Origin of the sequence: Geobacter sp. AOG1 (assembly GCF_019972315.1) — a bacterium.
Lineage (GTDB): Bacteria > Desulfobacterota > Desulfuromonadia > Geobacterales > Geobacteraceae > Geomobilimonas.
Window position 1 is genome coordinate 3,204,671 of record NZ_BLIZ01000001.1, and the last position, 25,375, is coordinate 3,230,045.

Annotated in this window: 21 protein-coding genes; 6 read left to right on the top strand and 15 right to left on the bottom strand. The window is 56.3% G+C overall.

All coding sequences use genetic code 11. The features are described 5' to 3' along the window. The first annotated feature begins 58 nt into the window (after positions 1-58). The 5 genes from LDN04_RS14600 (at position 59) to LDN04_RS14620 (ending at position 3,509) form a co-directional block, all read left to right on the top strand. On the top strand, positions 59-949 hold the full coding sequence (locus LDN04_RS14600) for a phosphoribosylaminoimidazolesuccinocarboxamide synthase (protein WP_223912152.1): 891 nt from the start codon (positions 59-61) through the stop codon (positions 947-949). A 261-nt stretch (positions 950-1,210) separates the two neighbouring features. Beyond that, positions 1,211-1,735 (top strand): DUF4410 domain-containing protein, encoded by a 525-nt coding sequence (locus LDN04_RS14605; protein WP_223912156.1) that lies wholly within the window; start codon positions 1,211-1,213, stop codon positions 1,733-1,735. Positions 1,736-1,822: 87 nt separating this feature from the next. Further along, entirely contained in the window at positions 1,823-2,524 is a 702-nt protein-coding gene (locus LDN04_RS14610) for a hypothetical protein (RefSeq protein ID WP_223912159.1), read from the top strand. A 350-nt stretch (positions 2,525-2,874) separates the two neighbouring features. After that, positions 2,875-3,231: a type II toxin-antitoxin system RelE/ParE family toxin gene (locus tag LDN04_RS14615; RefSeq protein WP_223912161.1), complete on the top strand. Its 357-nt coding sequence runs from the start codon at positions 2,875-2,877 to the stop codon at positions 3,229-3,231. After that, complete coding sequence (locus LDN04_RS14620; protein ID WP_214301502.1) at positions 3,228-3,509, top strand: XRE family transcriptional regulator; 282 nt, start codon at positions 3,228-3,230, stop codon at positions 3,507-3,509. The genes LDN04_RS14615 and LDN04_RS14620 overlap by 4 nt, the downstream gene beginning before the upstream one ends. Before the next feature lie 61 nt (positions 3,510-3,570). Here LDN04_RS14620 and LDN04_RS14625 read toward each other — a convergent pair whose 3' ends face one another. Next, positions 3,571-4,830, bottom strand: coding sequence for an OmpP1/FadL family transporter (locus tag LDN04_RS14625; RefSeq protein WP_223912164.1), 1,260 nt, complete (start codon positions 4,828-4,830; stop codon positions 3,571-3,573). Between the two features lie 181 nt (positions 4,831-5,011). On the opposite strand from LDN04_RS14625, the gene LDN04_RS14630 reads away from it, so the two are divergent. Next, positions 5,012-5,818, top strand: a complete 807-nt coding sequence (locus LDN04_RS14630) for a class I SAM-dependent methyltransferase (RefSeq protein WP_223912167.1) — start codon at positions 5,012-5,014, stop codon at positions 5,816-5,818. Here LDN04_RS14630 and LDN04_RS14635 read toward each other — a convergent pair whose 3' ends face one another. From LDN04_RS14635 to LDN04_RS14700, 14 genes are all read right to left on the bottom strand, one after another. After that, the gene (locus tag LDN04_RS14635) at positions 5,819-7,747 is read right to left on the bottom strand and encodes an HD domain-containing phosphohydrolase (protein ID WP_223912170.1); all 1,929 of its coding nucleotides are present in this window, start codon (positions 7,745-7,747) and stop codon (positions 5,819-5,821) included. A gap of 29 nt (positions 7,748-7,776) precedes the next feature. Further along, positions 7,777-9,831 (bottom strand): PilZ domain-containing protein, encoded by a 2,055-nt coding sequence (locus tag LDN04_RS14640; RefSeq protein WP_223912173.1) that lies wholly within the window; start codon positions 9,829-9,831, stop codon positions 7,777-7,779. A gap of 338 nt (positions 9,832-10,169) precedes the next feature. After that, entirely contained in the window at positions 10,170-11,330 is a 1,161-nt protein-coding gene (locus LDN04_RS14645) for a class II aldolase/adducin family protein (protein WP_223912177.1), read from the bottom strand. Positions 11,331-11,551: 221 nt separating this feature from the next. Further along, positions 11,552-13,291 carry an aldehyde ferredoxin oxidoreductase family protein gene (locus LDN04_RS14650; RefSeq protein ID WP_223912180.1) on the bottom strand — a complete coding sequence of 580 codons (1,740 nt, stop codon included), beginning with the start codon at positions 13,289-13,291 and terminating at the stop codon, positions 11,552-11,554. Between the two features lie 48 nt (positions 13,292-13,339). Next, positions 13,340-14,419, bottom strand: coding sequence for a mannose-1-phosphate guanylyltransferase (locus LDN04_RS14655; RefSeq protein ID WP_223912182.1), 1,080 nt, complete (start codon positions 14,417-14,419; stop codon positions 13,340-13,342). A 103-nt stretch (positions 14,420-14,522) separates the two neighbouring features. Continuing rightward, positions 14,523-14,888 (bottom strand): phosphomannose isomerase type II C-terminal cupin domain, encoded by a 366-nt coding sequence (locus LDN04_RS14660; protein WP_223912184.1) that lies wholly within the window; start codon positions 14,886-14,888, stop codon positions 14,523-14,525. A gap of 42 nt (positions 14,889-14,930) precedes the next feature. Continuing rightward, positions 14,931-15,764 (bottom strand): dTDP-4-dehydrorhamnose reductase, encoded by an 834-nt coding sequence (gene rfbD, locus LDN04_RS14665; protein WP_223912186.1) that lies wholly within the window; start codon positions 15,762-15,764, stop codon positions 14,931-14,933. Between the two features lie 62 nt (positions 15,765-15,826). Next, positions 15,827-16,900: a dTDP-glucose 4,6-dehydratase gene (rfbB, locus tag LDN04_RS14670; protein ID WP_223912188.1), complete on the bottom strand. Its 1,074-nt coding sequence runs from the start codon at positions 16,898-16,900 to the stop codon at positions 15,827-15,829. A 53-nt stretch (positions 16,901-16,953) separates the two neighbouring features. Next, the gene (locus LDN04_RS14675; RefSeq protein WP_223912199.1) at positions 16,954-19,020 is read right to left on the bottom strand and encodes an LPS-assembly protein LptD; all 2,067 of its coding nucleotides are present in this window, start codon (positions 19,018-19,020) and stop codon (positions 16,954-16,956) included. Positions 19,021-19,067: 47 nt separating this feature from the next. Further along, entirely contained in the window at positions 19,068-20,345 is a 1,278-nt protein-coding gene (locus LDN04_RS14680; RefSeq protein ID WP_223912202.1) for a folylpolyglutamate synthase/dihydrofolate synthase family protein, read from the bottom strand. 161 nt (positions 20,346-20,506) lie between these two features. Beyond that, a complete protein-coding gene (accD, locus tag LDN04_RS14685) occupies positions 20,507-21,361 on the bottom strand; it encodes an acetyl-CoA carboxylase, carboxyltransferase subunit beta (RefSeq protein WP_223912204.1) in 855 nt (284 codons plus the stop codon). Positions 21,362-21,476: 115 nt separating this feature from the next. Further along, entirely contained in the window at positions 21,477-22,274 is a 798-nt protein-coding gene (gene trpA / locus LDN04_RS14690) for a tryptophan synthase subunit alpha (protein ID WP_223912207.1), read from the bottom strand. Continuing rightward, positions 22,271-24,451, bottom strand: coding sequence for a methyl-accepting chemotaxis protein (locus LDN04_RS14695; protein ID WP_223912210.1), 2,181 nt, complete (start codon positions 24,449-24,451; stop codon positions 22,271-22,273). Before LDN04_RS14695 ends, trpA begins: the two co-directional genes overlap by 4 nt. Before the next feature lie 160 nt (positions 24,452-24,611). Next, positions 24,612-25,370, bottom strand: a complete 759-nt coding sequence (locus LDN04_RS14700; RefSeq protein ID WP_223912212.1) for a substrate-binding domain-containing protein — start codon at positions 25,368-25,370, stop codon at positions 24,612-24,614. Positions 25,371-25,375 lie beyond the last annotated feature (5 nt).

Consider the following 25,375-nt stretch of genomic DNA (forward strand, 5'->3'; position numbering starts at 1 on the left):
CCTCTGCCACCTGGCCCCCTTACCCCATGGCAGATTCAACCCAAGGAGGATTCACTACATGTCGAAGCTCGTTTTGAACACCGATTTCCCCGACCTGAAGCTAGCCGCACGCGGCAAGGTGCGCGACATATACGACCTGGGGGAAACTCTCCTTATCGTCACCACCGATCGTATCTCCGCCTTCGACGTAATCATGAACGAAGGGATTCCGAACAAGGGTTACGTGCTGACCCAGATATCCACCTTCTGGTTCCGCCAGATGGAGGACATCATCCCGAACCACATTATCTCCACCGACGTCAAGGATTTCCCCGCGGTCTGCCAGAAATATGCGGCGGACCTGGAAGGGCGCTCGATGCTGGTAAAGAAGGCCAAGCCGCTGGCGGCGGAATGCATCGTCCGCGGTTACCTCTCCGGCTCCGGCTGGAAGGATTACAAGACAACCGGCGCGATCTGCGGCATCGCGCTCCCGGCTGGTCTCGTGGAATCGGACAAGCTCCCCGAGCCGATCTTCACCCCTTCCACCAAGGCTGAACTCGGCACCCACGACGAGAACATCTCCTTCGACCAGATGGTGGAGATGTGCGGCAGGGACACTGCCGCGAAGGTGCGGGACGTCACCCTGCGCATCTATTCCAAGGCACGGGACATCGCCGACGCAAAAGGGATCATCATCGCCGACACCAAGTTCGAGTACGGCATCTACAACGGCGAGCTGATCATCATCGACGAGTGCATGACCCCCGACTCCAGCCGTTTCTGGCCGAAGGACAGCTACAAGCCGGGAGGCCCCCAACCCTCCTTCGACAAGCAGTTCCTCCGCGATTACCTGGAGACACTCGACTGGAACAAGACCGCTCCGGCCCCGCCGCTCCCCGAGGAGATCGTACGGAAAACCGGCGAGAAGTATATGGAAGCGCTGGTAAAACTCACCGGCAAAGGAAAATAAGCGGCACCACTGCCCCTGAACAGACACGAAGCCCCGGTCGAAAACGACTGGGGCTTTTTTTGCGCCTTCGGGAGAAGAAGCACGCAATCACTTTTGACATTGGCTTACAGCGGGATTATAGTGCACCGTTAATTGGAGGATTCTTTTTATTCTTGTGCCCATTCATAGGCGCGAATTTCGGAGTGGAATCCGTAACCAGCAAAAGGCTTCTGGCACAGATAAGGATTTGTTGCGGCAACAAATATAAACTTGGGGGTGTGTATGTTTGCAAAAGTCAGAAATGCGTCCATGGTGTTCCTTTCTGCGATGTTTTTGGCTGCGTGTAGTTCGTCAGGGACATATACAATGAAGCAAGAGTTGATTGAACCTGTTAACAATCAGAAAACCGTGTCTATCTGGGTTAGGTCCGATAAAGTTCCTGAAAGTGAAAAAGAAGACGTAAAGAAGGCTTGTAGCTCACTTCAAGAAAAATTGTATGCACGCCTTGTCTCTGAAGGTTTGTTTAAATCTTCAGTCGTTTACCCCAATAAAGGCGACTATAGTTTGGAAGTGGACGTACTTGGCGTGCGACTGGTTTCAAATGCTGCACGGTTATGGTTCGGCATAATGGCAGGCGCTAGCGGGATTGAAGCAAATGTTTTGTTACGTGACGAAACAGGCAAAGTTTTAACAGAGTTTCACGCAGATGGAAGTTCTGCTACGCACCCAATGTCTTCTGAAAGTGGGTCTGATAATGCTGTCAATGAGCTTGCAACCGAGATTGCACAAGCTATGAAAAAGAGATAGCGAAACCCCGAAGGGGCTGCCCTTGAAAGAATGATATGAAAATGCAGTTCCCAACCCTTATAAGGCCGTTAGATTTCGAAAGGAAAGATGAAAAAAAATATCATCATAGTCGCTAGTGCTGTGCTCCTGCTCGTATATCTGGCATGCAGTCGGAGTCTTTGGTTATCTGGGCTTGAGAGACAGGTTGCAATTGGCAGGGATAGGTTATCCAAGCCCATCGATATTGAGAAGACAGGCAAGATCATTTGGCGCATTCCGCAAGACCAATGGAAATACACTGGCCAGGTGAATGTCGCGTTAGAGGTCGACAACATCCAGACCATCCCAAGATCAGCGTACAACAAGGATAGCATGGCCCTTCGTGTCGCCATGGATGCTACCGCAATAGCGTATACCCCATCGAACTCGGGCATGAAAGAAGTGCTCCGTGCAGATCGATTAATCCGTAACGGGTACTTCACTACCAATAAGCCATTCGCCCCGGAAGCTCGGATTTGGGTGTCAGGTGGCGCGGGCACCTATGAATTCGGTCTCTGCGGCGTCAATAGGTATCCCTGGGAGGACACCATTGTCGAAATAGACATCCTTCGTGCTGATCCAACTCTCGGTAAGGCAAATCCTCGTCTCGTGGCTTACGGTGATTACGACCATGCAGTGTATGAGCACATAGGCAGTCTGAGAGTCATGCGGGACATTGTCTTGCTCTCATTGGCTTTGTGCATTGGTCTTCTTGCATACTACGGAATGAAAAAGGAATCTAACCCGCGCTCGGACCATGACCGGGCATAAAGCCGCCCGTCAGGTCAAGCGCAGAGACGTTATGCGAGAAAAAATGAAAGAATACAGATAAAGACGATTACAAGGTCTGCTTCAGTGGGGCGACAATATCCAAAAGGGAGGCTAATAAGGCTGTAGTGGCGCTAACCTTTGGATTGATTGGGATTGTCGCAATCGGCCTTGCCTTTGAGATCACGAATAAACTGGCGATATGCTTAATCTCTTTAATCTTAGTTGGTATTGGGTATTTCGGCATCGCTAATAGGATTTTCAAATAATCAACATTATGGTGCGATTCCGTTCAAAAATGGCGTTAAAACAAAAATTGACATGCGTACCAATATTGGTACAATAGACCACAAATGACTGATATTTCTTTTATTCTAAAAGTTGTATTTTATCGCTCAGAAGCCGGAAATGAGCCGGTCAGAGAATGGCTGAAGGATTTGCATCGTGATGACAAGCGTCAAATCGGTGAAGATATCAAAACCGCCCAGCTAGGCTGGCCTTTGGGAATGCCGCTTATTAAAAAGATCGACAAGGACTTATGGGAAGTACGAACGAGATTGACGGACAGCATTGCACGGGTTTTCTTTACAGTTGACGGCGAGTACATGATTTTACTGCATGGATTTATAAAGAAATCACAGAAAACTCCACAAAACGAACTCAAGACGGCATTGAGCCGCCTTGGCACCTACAAGAGAGGCGTAAAATGAAAAACGAACATTTAGGATCAAACTTTGACGATTTTCTTGAAGAAGAAGGTCTTCGTGCAGAGGCAGAAGCAGCAGCAATCAAAAGGGTTATTGCATTCCAGATAGAGCAGGAAATGAAGCAAGCGAATCTTTCAAAAACCGCTATGGCCGAAAAGATGCACACCAGTCGCACGGCGTTGGACAGACTCCTTGATCCCGCCAATGTTTCTGTCACACTCCAGACCCTTGAAAGAGCAGCCCTTGCCCTCGGTAAAAGCCTTAAAGTAGAATTGGCATAACTTAGCGTAGCACCGGTCGGCTGAAAACCGCCGCCGGTGGCGCTCTTCCGCGTTAGCGGCATCAGAACGCATACCCCGCACTCAACCCCACCATATGGATGTCGGAGCCGTACACCCCGTTGGCAGATCCGGCCGGTGCCCCAAGGGAATTGACCTTGGCTCGATCATGCAGCACCTGGTACGCATAACTCAGGGCAAATTTGAACTTCCGATAGGTTATCTCCGATCCGAGACTGTAGACATCGGTAACCGAATCGGGAATGGACGGATCGAAGGTGGCGTCGGGAACCGGCGTGTCCCCGTGCAGGTAACCCGCCAGCAGGGCAACTGCGGAATTCAGCTGGTAGCGCGCGCCGACATTGAAGGAAAATACATCCTTCCAGTTCCTCGGCGTCACGTCGGACCTTCCGTTTGCCAGGTCAATTTTCAGCTGGTCGAAGGACGACCACCCTTCCCAGCGCATCCCCGCTTCGAGAGTCAGAGGGGCAAGTCCTTTATAGCAAATGCCCGCCTGTACCTGTTGAGGAAGGGTCAGGTCGGCTTTGCCCTGACTGTTCTGTAACAGCGCGACGACCGAGGGAGGAGAGCCGGCTGGGACGGTGAAGGTCGCATCACCATCGACCTTCACCTTTACTTCGCTCCGGTAAGACGCGCCCAAGGAAACTCCTTTGGGAAGGTCGAGGAGAACGCCGACGTTGTACCCGACGCCACTCCCGTCCCCCTTGAATTTCTGCCCGGCATCGGGGAGCCCCACCGCAGCGAGGCTTTTCTTCTTTTCCAGGGTCGCGTCGAGCAGGATGACATCAATCCCTGCGGCAAGCGTGAGCATGGGGAGCACCTTGTAGGATACCACCGGATTGATGTTGAAGGTCTGCAACTCCGAATTGGTACTTATATACCTCCCGTCCCAGGTATCACCCCACTTCGTTCCCAGGCCAAATGGGCTGAAAATCCCCAGGCCGGCGCTGAATGTATCATTTACCGCGTGGGTGACATAGAAGGTGCTGGGAAAGAACAGCTTGTTGTCGGCCTCGGTCGTTACCCCGCTCTGGGCGCTCGTATAGGTACGGTTGGGTGACATCATCACGGTTCCCACGACGACCTGGGTACCGGGAAGATTATTGATCAGGGCCGGATTGTAGAAAACCGCCGACGCATCGCTTGTATGGGCTACGACGGCATTACCCTGTCCCAGGGCCGAAGCCCCCTGGGTGAAGAGAGCAAAGCCCGACCCAAGGACAATCGACGCCGGGTACAAAACCATGACCAGCAGCAGAGCAATTAATGACTTCTTCCAGCGCGGCACTACAGAACTCAGCATAGGCACTTCCTCCCTGTATCGGCTTGTCGCCAGATGTCCCCGGACCATCGACAGTGCAGGTCGATCGAGGTCATTAATCGTTGCCATATTACGTGGCAGATGGTATATAGAGTCGGCCTGCGGCCGGCCGGTGCATGAATGGGGAGCAGGGTAGCACAACTCGAACAGCAAAGGAACAGGGATGTCGGAAAAAGAATACTTGATGGAGAGCGCCGACGAAGTGATTCGTCTTGATCTTAAGACCGATAACGAAGTTACCGAAAGACAGGCCCTCTGGGCCGGCATTCAACCAGGCATGCGGGTTGCCGACATCGGCTGCGGCTCGGGGAAGACCACCTCTAAATTGTATGAACTCGTTCAACCGGGAGGGTCCGCCCTGGGGGTTGACATCGCCTCCCAGCGGATTTCCTATGCCCAGGCCAATTACGGCCGGACCGACCTGGAATACGCCTGTGGTGACGCACAGGGTTCCCTCGATCATCTCGGGACCTTCGACTTCGTCTGGGTCCGCTTTCTCCTGGAATACTACCGTACCGGCAGTTGCGAGATGGTTGCCAACATCTCCCGGCTCGTCAAGCCCGGCGGCATCCTCTGCCTGACCGACCTGGACCACAACTGTCTGAGCCACTACGGTCTCTCTCCCCGCATGGAACGGACCATCAGGGAAATAATGAGCGGCCTGGAGGATAAGGCCAATTTCGACCCGTACGCGGGACGAAAGCTCTACTCCTATCTCTATGACCTTGGCTTCGAGGATATCGACATCAAGGTCGCCGGTCATCACGTGATCTACGGTGACCTCAGGGATAGCGACGCATTCAACTGGCTGAAAAAGGTGGAAGTTGCCCCGCAGAAGATCGGTTATCGATTCAGTGGCTACGAAAACGGCTACGACGAGTTCCTGGCGGAATTCCGGGAGTTCTTTCACAACCCGCGCAGATTCACCTACTCCCCCATCATCTCCTGCCGCGGGAGAAAACCCGCGTGATCAGTTCCATGAAACCGCCTGGTGAGGATTACCGACACATGATTTGTTGTAATAGCTGATCAGCGCCTCCACCAACCGACGATCGAAATGCTTGCCCCCCTCTTCCCGCAACAACCGGAAAGCATCCTCGATGGTCATGGGGTCACGGTAGTGGCGCTTGGCGGTGATCGCTTCAAAGAAGTCAGCCACGGCAATTATCCTGGCTCCCAGCGGAATCTCTTTCCCCCTGAGACCCTGCGGGTAGCCGCTCCCATCGAGTTTCTCATGGTGGGAACCGGCTATTTCCGGAACCTTGCTGAATATCCCCTCGAAACTGATCTGTTCCAGTATCTCCCTGGTCTTGAATGAGTGGGTCTTTACGATTTCGTACTCATCATCGGTCAGCATGCCGTTCTTCTTGAGGATGGCATCGGGGACACCGATCTTGCCGTAATCGTGGAGCAGCGACGCTACCCGGATCAGCTCCCTGTGCTCGTCGGAAAGCCCCAGTTCCGTGCAGATGCCGAGTGCATATTCGGTCACCTTTTCGGAATGGCCGGCGGTCAAGGGATCGCGGGCGTCAATGCTGGCCGCCATGACCTTCAGAATCGACCGGAACTGCCGTCCCCGGGCATCGATGAGGTCTGCATTGCGGATGCTGATTCCTATCATCGGAGCAATACCCATCAGAAGACTCATGTCACTCTGCAGGAGTGGCCGCTTCGACTTGAGATGGTCGACCGCAAGGACCCCGAGCCCCTCATCCTCGCAGACAATAGGACAGCAGATGAACGACTGGGCACCGAGTTTATTGACGAAGGCAAGACTACGGGGAGAGAGGTCTCCCTCGATTTCGTTCACGTCGTTGATAAGGAGCGGTCGCTGCTCCCGCAGCGCCACCACGAACGCCCCCTTCGACTCCGGACGGTTCAGGTGGAAAGCGGTTTTCTTCAGCAGGCCAAGCTGCTCGTCGCTGTAACCGAACCCCGCCCGGAACATGAGCCGGTCCTTCTCCCGATTCGTCAGCAGGATCAAACCCCGGTCATAATCGAGCCGCTTTTCCAGAATCTGCACCACATTCGTCAAAATGTCGTCGATGTTGGTCTGCCTGCTGATGGCCTGCCCGACCTCGTTGGCCATGAGCGCATTGTTATAGTTCATGTTGATCTGATCGAGCAGTTGGTCGCTCGAGTTCCAGAGATTGTCCAGGCTCGTTTTCATCTCCGTTTTTTCCAGGTGTTCGGCAACAAGCGTCAACAGGAGCACGACGACGATTGCCACCGGCAAAACGGTGCCAAGGGCAAACCATTTATTGACAAACAGAGAGGCGAAAACCGTAACAAACGCCAGCAGGACCGTGATGTTTCTGCCTCTCCGCCATATGGACGAGAGGTTCTTTTGCCAGGATATGGTGTAGCGGCAGACATCCCCTCCCGCAAACATACATTCAGGGTGGTCTATGTGGGGAAGTTCATAATTGAAGATCATGGACACCGCTTCGAAGAAACCGGTTCGGTTGGCACACTGGAAGGGCTCTTCCGTTACCCCTTCGTTCGGAGTGACCGTCACCTCTATCTTGTTGCCGGCTATTTTACGGGATTCATAGCGAGATGACCGAGTGAACTTGGTCGATGCGTTGCCTACCATATCGTACGCCTTGGCAGGACCGACCAATCCCAGGACGTACTGTCGCATGACGCCGATGGCTTCGGGAGATGCGGCGAACCTGCCGGCCTCCCGGGCAATATCAGTATTGCCCGTCAGTTTTTTGAGCCGCTCGTGGAAGAGGTTTATCTGTTCCTGGGTGAACCAGTGCCCCTGATCAGCTACCTCATAAGGTTTCATGCCGGCAAACCCCAATAGATCCCCGATGTTGATATAGCTGTACCTCCGCTTTATCAGCTTGATATAGGTATCCACAATCCGGCTGTTGTACAAGGGTTTGGGCATATACGGTCCGATGACTGGTGCAGTTCCGGCTAAATACCGAACTTGTTTGTTTGCAGGAGACGTTCCATGAACTTCAGATAATCGTCGGTATATAGCAAATTCAATACCCACATATTGTATATTTTGTCATAAGGGATGCCATTAGCATCCGCATAGGTAACCGGGTAGACAAGAACCGGGACATCATCCTTGTTGAATTTCAGGGTAAGGCACGACAGCATCAGCTGGAGCATCTCACGGGGGAAATCCGTCTCGTCCACCACAAATATTTTTATGCAGTTGGTCAGATCGGACAGATTGAGCCCCACGTCCGAAATGACAACCATAATAATCGCCTTGAGGATACCGTCCCTGGTGACGGAAAAAAGATGGCGCTCTCTTTTGAATCCGAGCTGACGATATTCCTCATCGAGTTCACAGCTGTCGATCATGGCAGGTTCAAGGTCCATGGCGTGGAGCATGAGACCACCGGAACGGTGGGCATAAAAGGCCTCCAGCTCAAGCAGGTCATCCGGCTGGGTTCGGCCCAATGCCCATGGACCTGAAATATTCCATTCCGTGTCGTAGGTCCGATGGTAATGAAAATAGGCGAAGCTGTCGATGGAGCATTTCGTGGGATCATTGATAGCAGCCGCACACCCGCCGAAGAACTTTCGCGGAAACTTGTTGTCGGGGCGGAAATACCCGGCAATATAGTTCATATGGGCAGAATAGAGGTTGCTCGCATCGTTGATATAGCGTGACAACTGACTCAGCACCACTAACCCCGCCCGGTTGAAACTCGATCGACTGGCGGCATGATGGTGATTTATCCAGGTGTTCTCATAAAAACGCAACGTAGAGAAATGTCCGTAAATCTTGCCGTTTTCCTGATAGATGAAGTGCCGGGCGATATTCGGATGCTGGGTGTAGAGTTTTTCGTAGGTGGCCTTCAGCTGTTCCTTGTTGGCCTGAATGAAGGCGTATTTCTGGGGGTAGATGAACCCCGTTTCAAAGAAGAAGTTCCAGAGTGCATCCATGTCCACGGTGTTGCAGATATAGGATGACTTGTCCTTTGCCTGGTGCAGAAGTGCCAGCATGCGAACATGGTCATGCATGTCCATATCAAGGATGGCGAAACCGGTCTTTGTCCGGATGGAATCCCCTTTGCCGCTGCATTTCGTTCGATACATGACCTGGGCCTTGCATGAAAAACTGAAACTGCCGGCAAAGTTGAGCGAAAGTTCGGGGATGATCATTCCCGGCAGCAGGACGGAATTTTCTTCATCCTCCTCCACGGAAAAGCCTGAGCCCGATAAGTCGATGACTTTCAGGTCGAATTTCTTACCGATGAAAGGATGCCGTAACACGACATTGGGGGAAGGGACCAGCACCTGCCTGGTACTCCTGAACTCCTTGGGCTTGAATCTGCTGATGTGCTGGTTGAGCGGTTCAAGAACATAGGTTCTGCTTTGCTGATCGAGGGTCTGCTTGAGAATTCTGCATTCTCCGGAGTACAGCGTCTCCCCTGCAACCAAGAGGATGAGATTTACCGGCGATTGGGAATTTATCCACTGATATGTCTGGGGAGGAGCAACTGCTACTTCAACCCGGAGAGTGAGCGCACTGAAATCGATGAGCGTCCCCCGGAACAGGGCGCTGTTCTGGATAAACTGTGCCTCGATTCCATCACAATGATGTCGGCAGGCCTTGCGGGAACTGACTTCCTGGCAGGTTTCGGGCAACAGGAAACTGATTCCCGTTTCAGTGATCGCAGTCACTGACGGTATTACAACAAAGAGCTTCCGTTCATCGGTAATAAGGAGGTGTTGAAACTCGTAGGCCTGCAACTGCCGGTGGGCGACTTCCGAATCGGCCCAGGCGCAGTCGAGAGTGCTGCCGTTGCAGGGTTGGGGTTTTGCGGGAAGGGATATGGTGCGGTCGTAGCGTGTGTGTTTAAAGACTATCTGGAGGGTGCCATCCTGGAAATTGATGAAATTGAGTTTGTTGATTAAGAGTTTTTTGCCGACACTTTTCCCTTCGTTCTGATCATGGTCCGTAATTGCTGGATGAATAAGGCGGGGAAATTGCTGCGCAAGAGTCATGCTCACCTCACACCATCGACCAGCACGATACGCCGAATGTTTCTCAAAATGCAGCAGTTATTCACGAGCTGCCGGTTGCCGATTACACTGCGTCAGCCAAATAACCGACCGTCTTCTCTGTTTCCCATTGAAATTGCATGCAAGCTACCATAATCAAAAAAGTTTTTCAAGTTATAACTATGGAATAAATAAAAAAAATAAATTTGTTTTAATTTTACTAAACATAATGCCCTGTCTCTACCCACGAATTATTACACGTGAAAAAACAGAAGCATCCTGAGAATAGAGTTTCACCTCATGCAAATTCAGTTCTTCTCTTGCAAAGAGGGCATTTCTACTTACCGTTCGGCCAGACGCCGGAAGTATTCATGACGACACCAGTTTTCTACCTCGACCATTGATTGGAAAGCTTCGGCAAAGTCCTGGCGACCGGTAGTGAATACCCCGTGACCGTACACGAGAGCACGGCCAGACTCACCGATAACCGGCGGCACACGCTTCGCCAACCCCCCTGCACCGATCTCGCCAGCCACCACTGGTGTTTCGCCAAGAACGCGCACGTGGGGACAGTCACGCCAGCAGTCCGTGATCTCGCAATCTTCCCGCTCACATTGCATGCTCATCACCACGGAAAATTTAGGGTGCCCGTGGAGAATGACTCGGGCATCGGTGGTTTCGTAAATGCGGCGGTGGGCCGCCAGCTCGCTGGACGCGGTGATGCCGGTGGTGGAGGTGGCAGCAAAGGGAACCGGGTCGATACAGCCGTCAAGTTCGTCGAGACTGGCCGCGGTCTGGGAGATGTAGATCATGTCATCGCTGCGGCAGGAGATGTTGCCGAAGAAAGAGTCTACCAGTCCGCATTCCACGGTGTAGCGCCCCACCGTTGCCACCTCGGAAAGGATGACGGCGGGCTCGGTCAGCGGTCCGGAGCGAAACCTCAGTCCCTCGGCGCCAAGCGGTCTGAGCCAGTCGTTCCGGAAACCATCAAAGGCCTCCCGCTCACCATCGAGCAGAAAACCGCCGGTGAGCAGGTCCTGCAGATATTTGACGAACGTGGCATGAAACACGGAAGAATAATTTATATAGGCCTGCTCCACCGTGACCGCACCGACGGCGACAATCCCCACTCCTTCCACAATCACACCTTTGCGGTTTCCCAACAATCGGGCAAGAAGTTTCGGACCGTCGGTCGCGAATTCATCACTGCGGATAAAGGGAATATCGTGGAGAAAGGTACGGGTTTCGGTATCGCGAGGAATGATGAACGATTCATCGGCAGAGGTCCGTTGCACGATGAAGTCGGCGAATGGCAGAGATGGACGGGCGGCCACCAGACCGAGGGCGTCGAGACGGCCGAGTACGTCTCCCGCAAGCCGTGCCAGTTGAGGTTCACCGGAGGTCAACAGGCGGTCGTCCTGGGCGGCAAAGGCTACCCATCCGTGCACGGCTGACCGGTCGGCAATGAGCTTGTTCGTGTACTTTGCAATCTGGTCGTACATACTTACCCGCTTACCACCTTATTGCCTTACCGCAACATTCAATCACTACATATGCCGCAACCGTCACAAATACACTCGCAGTTCCGAGATGTTGGGGCTAACTTTTCGAAGCTTTGGATTAACGCTTTAAACCTTCCCGCCATGACCACCCACTCTGTCTATTTGTCAGTGCACGAGGTGTCACGATGAAGTACAATTCAGGCGAATCAGCCCCGACGGTATCAAGGTGATTTCTCCAGGTAACCTGGGTCGGCGAAGGTCCCCTGTGGTGTGAGACCGCGTATCCGATAATATTTCTGCAACTCCTCGTCAAAACGGGCACGATCGATGGCCGGCACCTCAATGCCGTCACCACTGGAGCCCGGTTCGGCGTAGAATCGTTCGGGAAGCCGGTCGTCGGCCACGGAAAAGCCATTGGCACAGTTGTAGAAACGTTCCGTGAGATAGGTCCGTTCACCGATCTCCCTGAGGGACTGGGGGGAATACTCGAATCCGGTGGTGGCAGAGAGAAGCTCGGCGTACTCCTCCAGCGTCGCGCCCAGGAAGGAAAACGTGCAGGCCATCAACGAATCCACTGCGGCATTGGTGTCCTCGGCTATCTTTATGATGCGGGCCTTGCCGGAGAAGGAGAAGCGGTCGGTGGCCACCGGCTTGCGAAGTATTTCGTGGGATAGGGGATAGGCGCGCAGATGGCACCCCCCCCGGTTGCTGGTACAGTAGGCCAGTGCCATGCCGTAGGCGCCGCGGGGGTCGTAAGCGGGAAGCTCCAGAGACTTGACGCTCATGGAGAGGTCGGGATTGCCCAGTTGTTCGGCGACCCGACGCGAGCCGAGGGCGAGCAATGCTCCATCCTCTCGCCGGTGGCCGATATCGGTCAGGAGCCCGGGTAGTTCGTCCGCGGTCGGGAAACGCCCCCTCCCCTCTCCCCAGGCAGACAGGGTCGCGCCGGCGGAGACGGCATCGAGACCAAGCTCGTTGCAGATGGTGTTGGCGCGGACAATGGCGGAAAGGTTTGATATGCCATTCAGGGCACCGAAGTGGGAGAGCGCTTCGTACTCCGGCAGGTACTCACCCCGGGGTGTCATTTTCAGGCACTGGATCGGACAACCGTAGCATCCGCCTTTTTGCGTCCCGTACTCCCGACGGATGGCCGGCCCCGAATAGTTGCGGGATTCGGTGAAAAAAGTCCGGCGGAAGTTCTCCGTGGGAACCATGCGCCGCTGGTTAACCAGGTCCACCAGGGCCGGCGTCCCATACTCGGCAATCCCCAGTTCCCCGAAGATGATTGGCGACGCCCGGAACAGGCGCATCACATCATGGCAGGCATGCTCAATCCGTTGCCGGTCAGCAATGAGGACGGTCCTGTCGCCGTTCACCACGACCGCCTTCAGACGCTTGCGCCCCATGACCGCGCCGAGCCCCCCCCGACCGCTCCCATTCCCCTCCCCCATCATGATATTGGCGAAGAGGACGCCGTTTTCGCCCGCCGGACCGATGGCGGCAACACTGCCAGCGTCTGCCAGGGAAGCGATGGTTTCGGGAACCGTGTTCCCCCACAGTGCGTCGGCCGGCACAAGTTCCGCCTTGTCTCCACGTATGCTAAGTACCACCGGTTGGGAACTGGCGCCGGTTATAAACAGGGCATCCAGTCCGGCGCCCTTCAGGCGCCAGGGGAAGTGCCCCCCGTACGAACAATCACAGATCGTCCCCGTAAGGGGTGATCGGGACACCACCGCCAGGCGGGCGGTAGTGGGTGCTGCGGTGCCGCAAAGGGGGCCGACGGAGAAGATGAGCGGCATGTCCGGCGCAAAGGGGTCGAGGGTGTGGAAACCGCGCATGAGCCTCACTCCCAGGCCACGCCCCCCCAGGTAAGCATGAATGAGCTCGACGGGAAGGGATTCGCGCCAGATGCGACCGGTCGTCAGATCGACCTTCAGGATTTTGCCGGTCCAGCCGTACATGGTCCATTAACCTCGAAGGGCCGCCTGACGGCAGCCCTGAGTGAAATACTAAAGATATTCCTTCCGCCCCTGTCGCTCCAACTCCTCGACAATCTTCTTCACCTCCTGCGCCCTCTCCTTGGGGCAGACCAGCAGTGCGTCGGGACAGTCCACCACCACCAGATCGCGCACGCCGATCAGGGCTGCCACCTTGTCGTTGCCATATACCAGGCAACCGGTGGCATCGATAGTCACCAGGTGCCGGGTGTTGATGGCCAGATTTCCGTTATCATCCCCGGGAATCACCTCCGGCAGGGCGTTCCAGCTTCCCACATCGCTCCAGCCAAAATTGGTCGGAATGACCATCACGTTTTCCGCCTTTTCCATCACGCCGAAATCGATGGACTCAGCGGCAACGTCCTGGTAAAGCCTTGCGATCTGGGGCTTGAGATCTTCAGGTGCCCAGACGTCGGCAGTGAAGGTCAGTTCGGCCAAACGAGTGGCCAGTGCCGGCATGTGGGCCAGTATCTGATCGAGGATGACATCGGCCCGCCAGACGAACATGCCGCTGTTCCAGTAGAAATTCCCCGCAGCCAGGAATTCCAGCGCCTTGTCCAAGGGAGGTTTTTCAACGAAGCGTCGTACCGGATAGGGGCCGTTCCCCCGCATTTCCGCCTCCGCCTCGATGTAGCCATAGCCCGTCTCAGGCCGGGTGGGGACGATGCCAAGGGTGACCAGATATCCGTTCAAGGCCGCCTCCCGTGCCGCACGTAACGAGTCGCGAAACATCTCTTCGTCAGCGATGTAGTGGTCGGCCGGCAGCACCACCATCAGGCCGGCCGGGTCGTGACCGGCGATGATGGTCGCCGCCAGCCCTATGGCCGGCGCGGTGTTGCGCCCCAGCGGTTCGGCCACGATGTCGATGCGGGCAGCCTGCTGGTATTCTTCGAGCTGCCGCGCCGTCTCCCGGGACTGGAGGGCATTGGTGACGACCAGAAGCCGCTTTGGCTTCAGCGGCAATACCCGTTCTATGGTCCGTTGCAGCATGGATTTCCCCCCGAGCACCGACATGAGCTGTTTAGGGGAATGCTGCCGAGAAAGCGGCCAGAACCTGGTGCCGGCCCCACCGGCAAGAATCACGATATACATGAAGCCAACCTCCTTATCGCTGCTCGTAACGGGACATGATGGTTGCGTCAGGGGGATACGGGAATAGAGGGGAAAAACGGAGAAAGGATTAACGCGACGACCGTCATTGTTCCGGTTCCGCCGTTGCCCGCTGGTAATCATCCTGGTAGCGGACGATGTCGTCCTCGCCAAGATATTCGCCACTCTGCACCTCGATAATGACGAGAGGGATGAGCCCCGGATTTTCCAGACGGTGGGATTTTCCCACGGGGATAAACGTCGACTCATTGACGTTGACGATGAACTCCCGGTCATCGCAGGTCACTCTGGCGGTGCCGGAAACCACAATCCAGTGCTCGCTGCGGTGGTGGTGCATCTGCAGCGACAGCCGTTGGCCGGAAAGGACTTCGATCCGCTTGATCTTGTAGCTCTTGTTCTCCTCCAGGACCGTGTAGGTACCCCAGGGGCGTTCGCCACGTTCCAGCTCCATTCTCGGACTCCTTATTGTTCGAAATGTCCCGGTTGACAGACGTTACTGCTTATCCCGCAGCGCCAGGTACTGCCGGAGCGCCGCCCGCCACGGCTGAGGCTGGAAACCGGTGTCCCGCGCCAGTTTACCGCAGTCGAGCACCGAATAGAGCGGCCGGGGGGCCGGCCGACCTAACTCCGTCGTGGCCATGGGCTGCACTGTCACCGCCAGACCCGCATCGGCAAATATGGCACGGGCGAACTCGTTCCAGGAACAGACGCCGGCATTGGCCGCATGGTACGTTCCACGGCACCCCTTATCCAAGAGGGCACGGATGGCCAGGCTGAGGTCCATGGTCCAGGTGGGGGACCCGATCTGATCGTCCACCACCGCCAGTTCATCCTTTCCCCCCCCCAGACGCAGCATGGTCTCGACAAAGTTCTTGCCATGCAGTCCATAGAGCCACTGGGTACGCACCACCAGGTGGGCGGGATTTGTACGGGCGCTCTCCTCGCCCGCAAGCTTCGACATGCCGTACACGCTGAGAGGGCCGGTCGGGTCGTCCTCGACCCAAGGAGACGTCTTGCTGCCGTCGAACACGTAATCCGTGCTCACCTGCACCAGACAGGCGCCGATCTGCCTGCTCACCTCAGCGAGGTTCCCCACCCCCGTGCCATTGACCGCCATGGCAAGGTCCCGCTTCGTCTCACAGCCATCGACATCCGTATAGGCGGCGGCATTCACCACCACCCGCGGCTTGAGGGTCAGGAGGACCTTCCGCACCGATTCGCCGGAGGTGATGTCGATCTCCTCGATGTCCACCCCCCGCACATCGCCCGGCAACACCCGCAGGAGGTCCTGCCCCAGCATCCCTTTCGCCCCGACAACAAGGATCATCCCTTCATTCTCCCTATGCAAAACTTCATATCAAACGGAGACCTTGAACAGTGAACGGTATGTTATCTGTTCCCGTACTGATTATCATAATAATCCCGGTACGCACCCGATGTCACCTCTGCCACCCATTTCTGATTGGCCAGGTACCAGTCGATGGTCTCGGCAATTCCGCGCTCGAACGTATAGGACGGGCTCCACCCCATCTCCCGCTTGATCTTCGAGGCGTCTATGGCATAGCGCCGGTCGTGTCCGGGGCGATCCTTGACAAACGTGATAAGCCGGCGATTTTCACCCCGGGGCCGCCCGAGCCGCTCGTCGAGCAGGTCACAGACGAGGTTGACGATGTCGATGTTCTTCCATTCGTTGTTCCCCCCGATGTTATATACGCCACCCACCCGACCCTCCTTGAGCACCGTCTCGATGGCCACCGAATGGTCCTTGACGTGGAGCCAGTCGCGCACGTTAAGACCGTCGCCGTAAACCGGCAATGGTTTCCCGGCGATGATATTGTGAATCATGAGGGGAATCAGCTTTTCCGGGAAATGGTAGGGGCCGTAGTTATTGGAGCAGCGGGTATTGAGGGTCGGAAAACCGTAGGTCTCGTGGTAAGCACGCACGAGCAGGTCCGCCCCCGCCTTGCTGGCAGAATAGGGGGAATTGGCGGCAAGGGGGGTCTCCTCCGTGAAGTAGCCGGTGGAGCCGAGACTGCCGTACACCTCATCGGTGGAAACCTGGAGGAAACGGAACTGTGGAACGGCCCCTGACTCCCAGTGCTTGCGGCTCTCCTCCAGGAGCACCTGGGTGCCGAGGACGTTGGTCCGGACGAAGACCTCCGGTCCCGAGATGGAACGGTCCACGTGGGATTCTGCAGCAAAGTGAAGCACCGCCTCTATCTTCTCCTCGGCGAGGAGTTGTGCCACAAGTCGTGCATCACAGACGTCACCCTTCACAAAATGGTAACGGGGGTCGTTTTCCACGCAGGTCAGATTCTCGAGGTTCCCCGCATAGGTGAGGAGGTCCAGGTTGATCACCCGGCATCCAGGATTTGCCGGCAGGAAATAATTGATGAGGTTCGAGCCGATAAAACCGGCGCCGCCGGTCACCAGTATGGTGCAGGGGACGAAACTCTCCGTCATATGTCGCTCCCCATCCTCTGCGAGGATGTATGCAGTTAGATAGTTACGTCGTATCAGAACGGTCTGATCTTGCCGAACGAACCAAGGCCGGACAGGGTAAAGCTGACCAGGAACGACCGGTTGCCAGGCCGGTCCTGGTAGCTGAAATCCAGGCTCCAGCATTGCTGGCGGTACTCCAGGGTGTAGAGAGACTCAAGGAACTCCCCCTTGTCAAAGGAGTACCGTGGAGTGTAATTGAAAATGAACGGTTTGACAAGGGTCAGCCCCAATCGCCCCTCCAGATATCCCAGCCTGTTGCGGGCATAGAAATAGCTGGCGCCGGCAAAGTTTCCACTACCATCCGTCAGATCAAATCCGGCACTGACGGTGGAAATCCTTGCCAGACCTGGGTTATAGCGACTGTCCAAAGAGACAGTAAGACGCTTGTCAGGGTTGGCACGCATTTCGAGCCGGAGGTCGGTCAACCTATCCCGGTCGTCGTCCGCCAGGTTCAGCAGGTCACGGCGGCTCCCCGAAAGCTGGTACCCCTGACTGAGCCGGAGAAAGAGAAGTTCGCGGTAGTCCGGCGCACCACTTGGCGTTGCATATCGTCCCGTGAGATAGCTGGTCAGGGACCACCCCAGAAGCTGCTGCCCCAGCGGCCGGTCGTCGTAATCGAACAACGGCAGGTTCTCCTGGTTCCTCTCTTGGGTCAAGGTGTAGCCGATTGCCGGCACGAGGGTATGCCGGAGTCGTTTGAGGTTGCCATCGTTGATTTCGTACACCCGCTCAAGAGGAGTTGCGAGGGAGGCGTTTGCCCAGCCGAGGCCCACTCCTGACGTTCCATCGGCAACACCTGCGTTGTTGGCATTATAAAAGCGCAGCTGGTATCCCCCCTGTACCGCAAGTTCCAGTCCCGCAGGGAGGACCCGAAAGAAAGAGAGTGCTGGATTGAGAATAAACCTTTCGCCCCGGCTCCCATCATTGCGATGGAAGTTGGTGAACTGGCTGTCAAGGGCTGCATAGATCGGCCCCCCCCACAATCGTTGCGGGATCACGCTGAAATTGACCACCGGCAGCCGCTGGAGAGTGGCCCGGTTATTGGGTGCGTTCAGATTATCCGCATACCGTCCCTCGATGTTCACCAGGTAGGCCTGCCGGTGCCAGCTGACCGAAGCGGACGAATCCAAGAACTGGCGGTTGTACACCCCGGTCGTCTCGCCATAATCGTTCAAAAAAGTACGGTCCGAAGTAAGGTCCAGGTCGGACCGGAAGGTCAATGCTGAGGCGATTGCCTGCAACTGCACGAGTTTGATCTCGCCCCGCCCACGTCCCTCCAGGCGGTCGTATATGCCGTAACTGGCCAGATTGCCATGGCTCCCGGCGTTGCCCAGATAGCGGTAATCGAGACCGAGCCCAACCCCCCGCTTTGACTGCACATCCAGAAGCGCTGTAAGGTCCTGGCTGGGAGAAATGGCCCAGTAATAGGGGATACCGAGGGTAAATCCCTTTTTGTCCGAACTGCCGATATGGGGGAACAGAAATCCTGACTGCCGCTCACGCGTGACGGGAAAGATGAGGTACGGGGTATAAAACAGGGGAATTCCCTTGACGTAGAAGAGCACGTGGCGGGCCGTACCATATTCGTCAAGGGTCACGTCCATCTTGTCGGCGGTGAACTTCCAACTGGGGGATGGACCGTCGCAGGTGGTGAATGTCCCCTGCTCCAGGCGGTAGTCTCCCAATCCGGTCTTTGCCAGTCGACGGCTTTGCAGATGGAAATTGCTCTGCTTGTAGAACATTTCGGCGTTTTCCGCCTCACCATTCTGGCTGTCTAGGTTGATGGAAAGGTGGTCCCCTTTCAGGGTATCGTCATTTTTCAGAAGCCGTACACGCCCCGTGGCATCGGCGTCACCCGTGGACTGGTGAAGCAGGGCCTTGTCGGCGAACAGGGTAGCGCCATCCCAGTGCATCTCCACATTGCCCGTTGCCTGGTAGGTGTCGCTCGGTGAGTCATAGCTGAGAGTATCCGCCTGTATTTTCACACCAGCCGCTTGCGGGACATCAGCCCCGAAGGCAGGCCGGTTGGGCAGAATCAGCAGGGTCAACCCGAGCAGAATTATGGCAGGACGACAGTTCATGATCACCATCAGTTCAGGACTTTCTTCAGATTAAACAGCATCCACGTTCAGCCGCGTACCGCCTCAAATTCCCTGCCCAGCAGGAAAGCCCGAGCCGCGCCAACGGTGAAAAGGGAACCACAGACAAGGACCAGGTCGTCCGGACCTGCCGCTTCCCGCGCCCGTCTTACGCCATCGGCAACGGTCCCGGCAGCGGTACAACGCTGCCCGCCCTGCTCCCTGCAGCAGGCGGCCAGATCCTCCGCAGGCAGGGAACGCTCTAGGGGAGGAGTGACGGTAAACACCTCATCGGCGACAGGGAGCAGAGGTGCCAGGATTGCCGCCACATCCTTGTCTCCCATGACACCCACGACCAGAATGAGCCGCCGGCGAGGAACATCTGCAAGAGACCTGGCCAGGGCGAGGCTTCCCGCCGGATTGTGGGCTCCATCGAGAAGAATCCGGGGCGCCGTATCGAAGAACTCCATCCGTCCCGGCCAGCGTGCCGCGGCTATGCCACGTTCCATGGCACACTTGTCAACAGTCAAGCCCTGCCTCCCGAGCAGTTCCGCGGCCGCCAGGGCACAGGCCGCATTCATCGCCTGGTGCCTCCCCGCAATACCAGGGACAAGGTGAGGGATCTCTATCCCCAGACCGTGATAGGCAAGGAAGCCACTCTCCCAAGTCGTATCGAACTCCCTGCCGCACAGGAAGAGAGGGCTTTCATCCGCCCTGCACTTTTCCACGACCACATCCAACGCCGCCGACTCCTGTAAGGCAGAAACCACGGGTCGGCCGGGCCGGATGATCCCCGCTTTTTCCACGGCGATTGCTGCCAGCGAGTCCCCGAGCCAGGTACAGTGATCGAGGGCAATGGGAGTTATGACCGCAAGCTCGCCGGATGCGGCGTTGGTGGCATCGAAACGCCCTCCCATCCCCACTTCCATCACCGCGAGATCGACTCGGCGTTCGGCAAAATGGAGAAACGCCATGGCGGTTACCAGCTCGAAGAAGGTCGAACCTGGCGGGGCCACGGCAATGACGCGTCGAGCCAGGGAAACAACCTCGGTTTCGTCAATCTCAATGCCGCCGATGCGGAAACGTTCGGTGAAGCTGATCAGGTGCGGCGACGTGAAAAGACCGGTAGTCAAGCCGCCAGCACGGAGCACGGCGTCGAGAAAGGCAGCCGTGGACCCCTTGCCGTTGGTCCCTGCCACATGCACCACCGCAAGCTTCCCCTCGGGATTGCCGAGTGCTGCAAGCAGAGCGGTGATCCGTTCAAGCCCCGGCTTCATGCCGAAGCGCCCAAGGGCGTAAAGGTGCGACAGTATCTCCTTATAGGTCATGACAGCCGGTGATTATAGGGAATCCCCCGACAAAAGTCCATAGATTTAGCCTGGAAGCAGCAGGACGGGCTATCCGGAGTACAGGACAGAACCTCAGTACGGACAAAAAAAGCCCGCCGGAAAATCGGCGGGCTTTTGGCTACGAAGTGTCAGCATAAGGCTCAGGCGGCTGGCCGATAGAGCATCTTGAGAATACTGGAAAGCGTCTGGCGCATCTCGCGCCGGTCGATGATGACATCTACCATCCCGTGGTCGAGGAGGTACTCGGCCCGCTGGAATCCCTCGGGCAGTTTCTGACGAATGGTCTGTTCGATGACCCGGGGGCCCGCAAAGCCGATAAGAGCCTTGGGCTCCGCCATGTTGATATCACCCAGCATGGCGAAGCTGGCGGTCACACCACCGGTAGTCGGGTCGGTAAGGATGGAAACGAACGGCAGCCCCATTTCTTTCAGTTTGGCCAGCGCCGCCGAGGTTTTTGCCATCTGCATGAGAGAGAGGATGCTCTCCTGCATGCGGGCGCCGCCGGAAGCGGATACAACGATGACGGGGGTACGTTGCTCCAGTCCGCGCTCGATTGCACGGGTTATCTTCTCCCCGACAACGCTCCCCATGCTTCCCCCCATGAAGGAGAAATCGAATACCGCCATCTGCACCGGTGTTCCCTCGATGGTCCCCGCGCCGCAGATAACGGCATCCTTGGACCCCCCTTTTGCGAGCGCCACGTCAATCCGGTCCTGGTAGCTTTTGGAATCCTTGAACTCGAGGAAATCCACCGACACGATATCGGCATCATGCTCGACGAAACTCCCTTCATCGAGGAGTACCGCCAGTCGCTTACGGGCGGAAATACGGGAATGATGGCCGCACTTGGGGCAAACATTGAGGTTTTTTTCCAGATCCTTGCAGTAGATCGTCTCGCCGCAACTGGGGCACTTGCTCCAGAGCCCTTCGGGGACTTTCACCTTTTTCTCTTCCCCCTGTCCCAGGGGAGCCTTTTCTCGCTTGAACCATGCCATAATATGCCTCGCGGGTTCTGTACCCTCTTTTTAGTAACAGTGAACGGGAGTGATACCAGAAAACTCGCCCGATGTCAAACCATTTGCCCATTGACGGCCGCTATCGGCCACCGCATCACTCCTGAACGATACCGGCCTTGAGGGAGGTCACAAAAGCCGTTACGCTGTCCTCAAGGGCCTTGCCACGGTGGGTTTCGAACAGCTTGACGATGGCACTTCCGACCACGACACCGTCGGCAACACTGGCAACCCTCCCCGCCTGCTCCGGGTCGGCAATCCCGAAACCGACTGCCAGCGGCAGCCGAACCTTCGCCTTGATTCCCGTCACGGCATCAAATACGGAACTGTCCACCGACTGCCGCGCCCCGGTCACGCCGGTCACCGAAACGTAATAGATGAATCCGCTGCCAAGCCGGGCAACCTTGTCGAGACGGGCCTTATCGGAGGTGGGGGTAAGGAGGAAGATCACATTTACGCCATGCCGGTCAGCCATGGCCTTGAAGTCGCCCGCTTCCTCGGGGGGGAGGTCCACCAGCAGCACCCCGTCCACGCCGGCCGCCGCGGCATCGGCGAGAAACTTCTCCGGTCCGTAGACAAATATCGGGTTGTAGTATCCCATGAGGAGAAGCGGCACCTGAGAGTGGTGTCGTACCGATTTTACCATGGCTAAAATCTTTGCCACGGTGGTGCCGGCCGCAAGCGCCCGTTCTGAGGCGAGCTGGATGGTGGGGCCATCGGCCATCGGGTCGGAAAAAGGGACCCCGAGTTCGATGATATCCGCCCCCGCCCGTTCCATCAGGGGAATCAGCTTTTCGGTCGTTGCCAGGTCGGGATCGCCGGCCGTAATAAAGGTGATGAGTGCCTTTTCCCCCCGGCGGGCCAATGTCGCAAACTTCTCCGCTATTCTGCTCACGCCGACTCCCTGACCTTGAAGGACGCCATTTCCTGCCGCAGTATCTCGGTCTGGCGAAACAGGTTTTCCACCGCCTCGTTCATGATTCGGGTCGCCTCAGCGTTTATGTTGGTGGACTGCTGGATATCCTCCACGGCAACCACCACCTGTTCGCTCCCCCGGCGCTGTTCGTCACAGGCAGTCTTGATCTGGCGGATCATGTCGGTGATGTCCTCGGTGGATTTGGCAATGAAATTGCCGACCTTGCTCTGCTCACGGGTCGAGAAACGGACCTGGGTGGTGAGATCCTTCATCCGCTCCACGGCACCCATGATCATCCCGCTCCCCATACCCTGTTCCTTGGTCGCCTTGGCGATCTGCCCCACCATCTCAGAGACCTGTTCCATGGCATCGCGAATAATGTGACTCCCTTTCGCCTGTTCTACCGTGGCGCGGGCTATTTCAGCCATCTGGGCGCTGGACCTGATTACCCCTTCGAGTATCTTGTTCAGCGCTTCACCCGACCTCTGGGAAAGATCTTCACCTTCGGCAATGCTCGTTTCCGCCTGGTTTATCGCCTCGACCGCCCGCCGCGTCTCGTCCTGCACCGCCTTGATAAGTGCGGCAATCTCACGGGTAGAACTGCTGGTACGCTCGGAGAGTTCCTTGATTTCATCGGCAACCACGGCAAACCCTTTCCCGTGCTCGCCGGCCTGGGCCGCTATGATTGCGGCATTCAGGGCAAGCAGGTTGGTCTGCTCCGCCACTTCGTCGATTACCGAAAGGATGGCGCCTATGTCTTCTGTCCGCCCCGACAGGGTAGTGACCACATCGAAGGTGATTCTTGAAGAGGTACGGATCGCGTCGATACCCGCAATAGTCGCCTCCACCGTCTTCTTTCCGTTCTCGGCATCCTGCCGGACCTCATCGGAAATGGCAGCGGTTTCCATGGCACTCCGTTCCACCTGTTTGATGGAACTGTCCATCTGCATGACCGACGATGCCGTAGTTGTGGACGCCTCCATGAGGCTCACCACACCATTCCCCACCTCTTTGATTGAGATGGAAATCTCGCTGATGGAAGCGCTGACCTCTTCCACTGACTGGGTGAGATTCTCCATGTTGAGAGCCACTTCCTCGATGCTGGCCGCCATCTCCAGGATGGAAGAAGAGCTCTCCGCCGCCGACTGGGAAAGGGCGTCAACCCCTTCGGCAACCCCCTTGACGGAGGTATTGATCTGAGTCATGGCCGACGAGGTATGGCTGACCCCCTCGACCTGAAGCTGAGCGGCATTCACTACCTGCTTCGAGGCATGGGACAGATTGTCGGAAATACCGGCCAGGTCGGCGGCCGACGTATCGACCTTGCCGACCATTTCGGACAATTTCTGCACCATGACATTGTAATCGTCAGCCAGCTTGCCGAGTTCGTCGCTGGAATCGATTGCAAGCCGCGAGGTAAGATCTCCTTGCGATCCATGCCGGAGAGCATCCGCCACCATGTCAAGACGGCGGACGATGTATCTCGATGTGGCCACCCCGAAGCCGGCCGCCACAATAATGGCGAGGACAATTACCACTGCAAAGGTCACTCCTGCCGAACGCTGGATTGCGCCGACCTCCTCATTGGCCTTGGTCATCCGACTTCCTACCGCCACGAGGAGCTCGTCCACCGCCTGCTTCGCATCGTCGCTCACAACGCTGAGTTGATCCCCCACGAGTTGCGCCAGCTGTCCGTCACCCTTCCCCCCCTTCAGGGATTGCTCTTTCGCGGACAGAAGCCCCTCGGCAACCTTGTCGAAAGCATCCCATTTCTGAAGGGCGGCCTTGGCGCGCGTCTCGATATCACTGCCGGGGGAAGCCGGTGATATCCCCATTTTCGCGTTTCCCTTGAGGATAATGGTGCACTGGCTTCTGAACTGGTCGCGCAGCATCCGGTAGTCTTCCGCATGGTCCTCGAATTTGCTCGTATCGACCTGGACCATCGCCGCCTGCAGCAGGCTGACCTGACATCCCTTCTGGGTAGCCCCCATGAGAAGCACCAGTTTTTGCTGTCCCGCCAGGTTCTTGAGCAGGTCCTGGATCCGGTCCCCCACCCTACTCATGCTGATCGCCCCGAACGCGCCGGTTATGGCAACGATCATGGCAAGGATCATGAAAGAACCAATCAGCCGCTGGCCAAGCTTTAGACCTTTCATCGTTCACCCTCTTACATTAGTGAAACAGATAACAAATAATCGCTAATCTATACCAGACGAAACGGCCGCTAGGCAAGAAAAATCAAGCCATTTCAGCCTGGTGGCTGGCATGGCTTGACTGACTGCCTGAAAATGGAAACTGACCGGGAAACGAGGACTATTACCGGGAAAAGTAGCCAAACTCCTCGTTGTAAAAGTGGAGCACCTTCTCCACCTTCGCCGACGGCTTCCCCTTGGTTATCAGAATGATAGGTGCCGTTACAATAGGTATATCCACTCTCCCAACAGTTGCTATTGCCATTCCGCGAGGATCGATGCCGATGGAGCCCGGATTGGCCTTCACTAGTTCCCGGATGCTCTGGTAATCGGTCGCCTTGATAGCCCTGGCAGTCACCTGCTCACCATCCAGGATCTCCTTGATGAAGAGGGCATTCTGGCCGGGAGTTTCAGTTCCCCAGACCACGATGATCGGAAGGTCTGCCCCGCCGAACTCCTTCCAGTTGGTCACCTTGCCGGTAAATATCTTTTTCAGCTGGGGCTTGGACAGTTTCTTGATCCGGTTGGACTTGTGTACGAAGGCCACCAGTTCGTTTTTCCCCAGTTCCTGTTGCTGGAGAGAGGCAGGATCGATGGCAACCCCTTCCTTCGCTGCTTCCGCCATGATGGTTGTCAGAGGGACCGTCGTCGTCACCGCGTCCAGCTCCCCCCTCTCAAGGGCAATGAGTCCCTTCAGCGGCAAACTCTGAATCAGGGTCAGTCTGTCGCCGCTGCTCTTCTCGAACTGTTCTTTCATGGGAGCAAAAACCGTAGAAAGTGCTGCCCCGCCACCCCCTATCCGGATTTCCTGAGCACCTGCCACACCGGCCGTCAGCATACAGACAATACCGGCCGCTGCAATTTTCAGTGGGCTTATATACATAGTTC

Bases quoted from the DNA above. Each gene is read 5' to 3' on its own strand.
- LDN04_RS14600 (WP_223912152.1), top strand. From the start codon at position 59: ATGTCGAAGCTCGTTTTGAACACCGATTTCCCCGACCTGAAGCTAGCC.
- LDN04_RS14605 (WP_223912156.1), top strand. From the start codon at position 1,211: ATGTTTGCAAAAGTCAGAAATGCGTCCATGGTGTTCCTTTCTGCGATG.
- LDN04_RS14610 (WP_223912159.1), top strand. From the start codon at position 1,823: ATGAAAAAAAATATCATCATAGTCGCTAGTGCTGTGCTCCTGCTCGTA.
- LDN04_RS14615 (WP_223912161.1), top strand. From the start codon at position 2,875: ATGACTGATATTTCTTTTATTCTAAAAGTTGTATTTTATCGCTCAGAA.
- LDN04_RS14620 (WP_214301502.1), top strand. From the start codon at position 3,228: ATGAAAAACGAACATTTAGGATCAAACTTTGACGATTTTCTTGAAGAA.
- LDN04_RS14625 (WP_223912164.1), bottom strand. From the start codon at position 4,830: ATGCTGAGTTCTGTAGTGCCGCGCTGGAAGAAGTCATTAATTGCTCTG.
- LDN04_RS14630 (WP_223912167.1), top strand. From the start codon at position 5,012: ATGTCGGAAAAAGAATACTTGATGGAGAGCGCCGACGAAGTGATTCGT.
- LDN04_RS14635 (WP_223912170.1), bottom strand. From the start codon at position 7,747: ATGCCCAAACCCTTGTACAACAGCCGGATTGTGGATACCTATATCAAG.
- LDN04_RS14640 (WP_223912173.1), bottom strand. From the start codon at position 9,831: ATGACTCTTGCGCAGCAATTTCCCCGCCTTATTCATCCAGCAATTACG.
- LDN04_RS14645 (WP_223912177.1), bottom strand. From the start codon at position 11,330: ATGTACGACCAGATTGCAAAGTACACGAACAAGCTCATTGCCGACCGG.
- LDN04_RS14650 (WP_223912180.1), bottom strand. From the start codon at position 13,291: ATGTACGGCTGGACCGGCAAAATCCTGAAGGTCGATCTGACGACCGGT.
- LDN04_RS14655 (WP_223912182.1), bottom strand. From the start codon at position 14,419: ATGTATATCGTGATTCTTGCCGGTGGGGCCGGCACCAGGTTCTGGCCG.
- LDN04_RS14660 (WP_223912184.1), bottom strand. From the start codon at position 14,888: ATGGAGCTGGAACGTGGCGAACGCCCCTGGGGTACCTACACGGTCCTG.
- rfbD (WP_223912186.1), bottom strand. From the start codon at position 15,764: ATGATCCTTGTTGTCGGGGCGAAAGGGATGCTGGGGCAGGACCTCCTG.
- rfbB (WP_223912188.1), bottom strand. From the start codon at position 16,900: ATGACGGAGAGTTTCGTCCCCTGCACCATACTGGTGACCGGCGGCGCC.
- LDN04_RS14675 (WP_223912199.1), bottom strand. From the start codon at position 19,020: ATGAACTGTCGTCCTGCCATAATTCTGCTCGGGTTGACCCTGCTGATT.
- LDN04_RS14680 (WP_223912202.1), bottom strand. From the start codon at position 20,345: ATGACCTATAAGGAGATACTGTCGCACCTTTACGCCCTTGGGCGCTTC.
- accD (WP_223912204.1), bottom strand. From the start codon at position 21,361: ATGGCATGGTTCAAGCGAGAAAAGGCTCCCCTGGGACAGGGGGAAGAG.
- LDN04_RS14695 (WP_223912210.1), bottom strand. From the start codon at position 24,451: ATGAAAGGTCTAAAGCTTGGCCAGCGGCTGATTGGTTCTTTCATGATC.
- LDN04_RS14700 (WP_223912212.1), bottom strand. From the start codon at position 25,370: ATGTATATAAGCCCACTGAAAATTGCAGCGGCCGGTATTGTCTGTATG.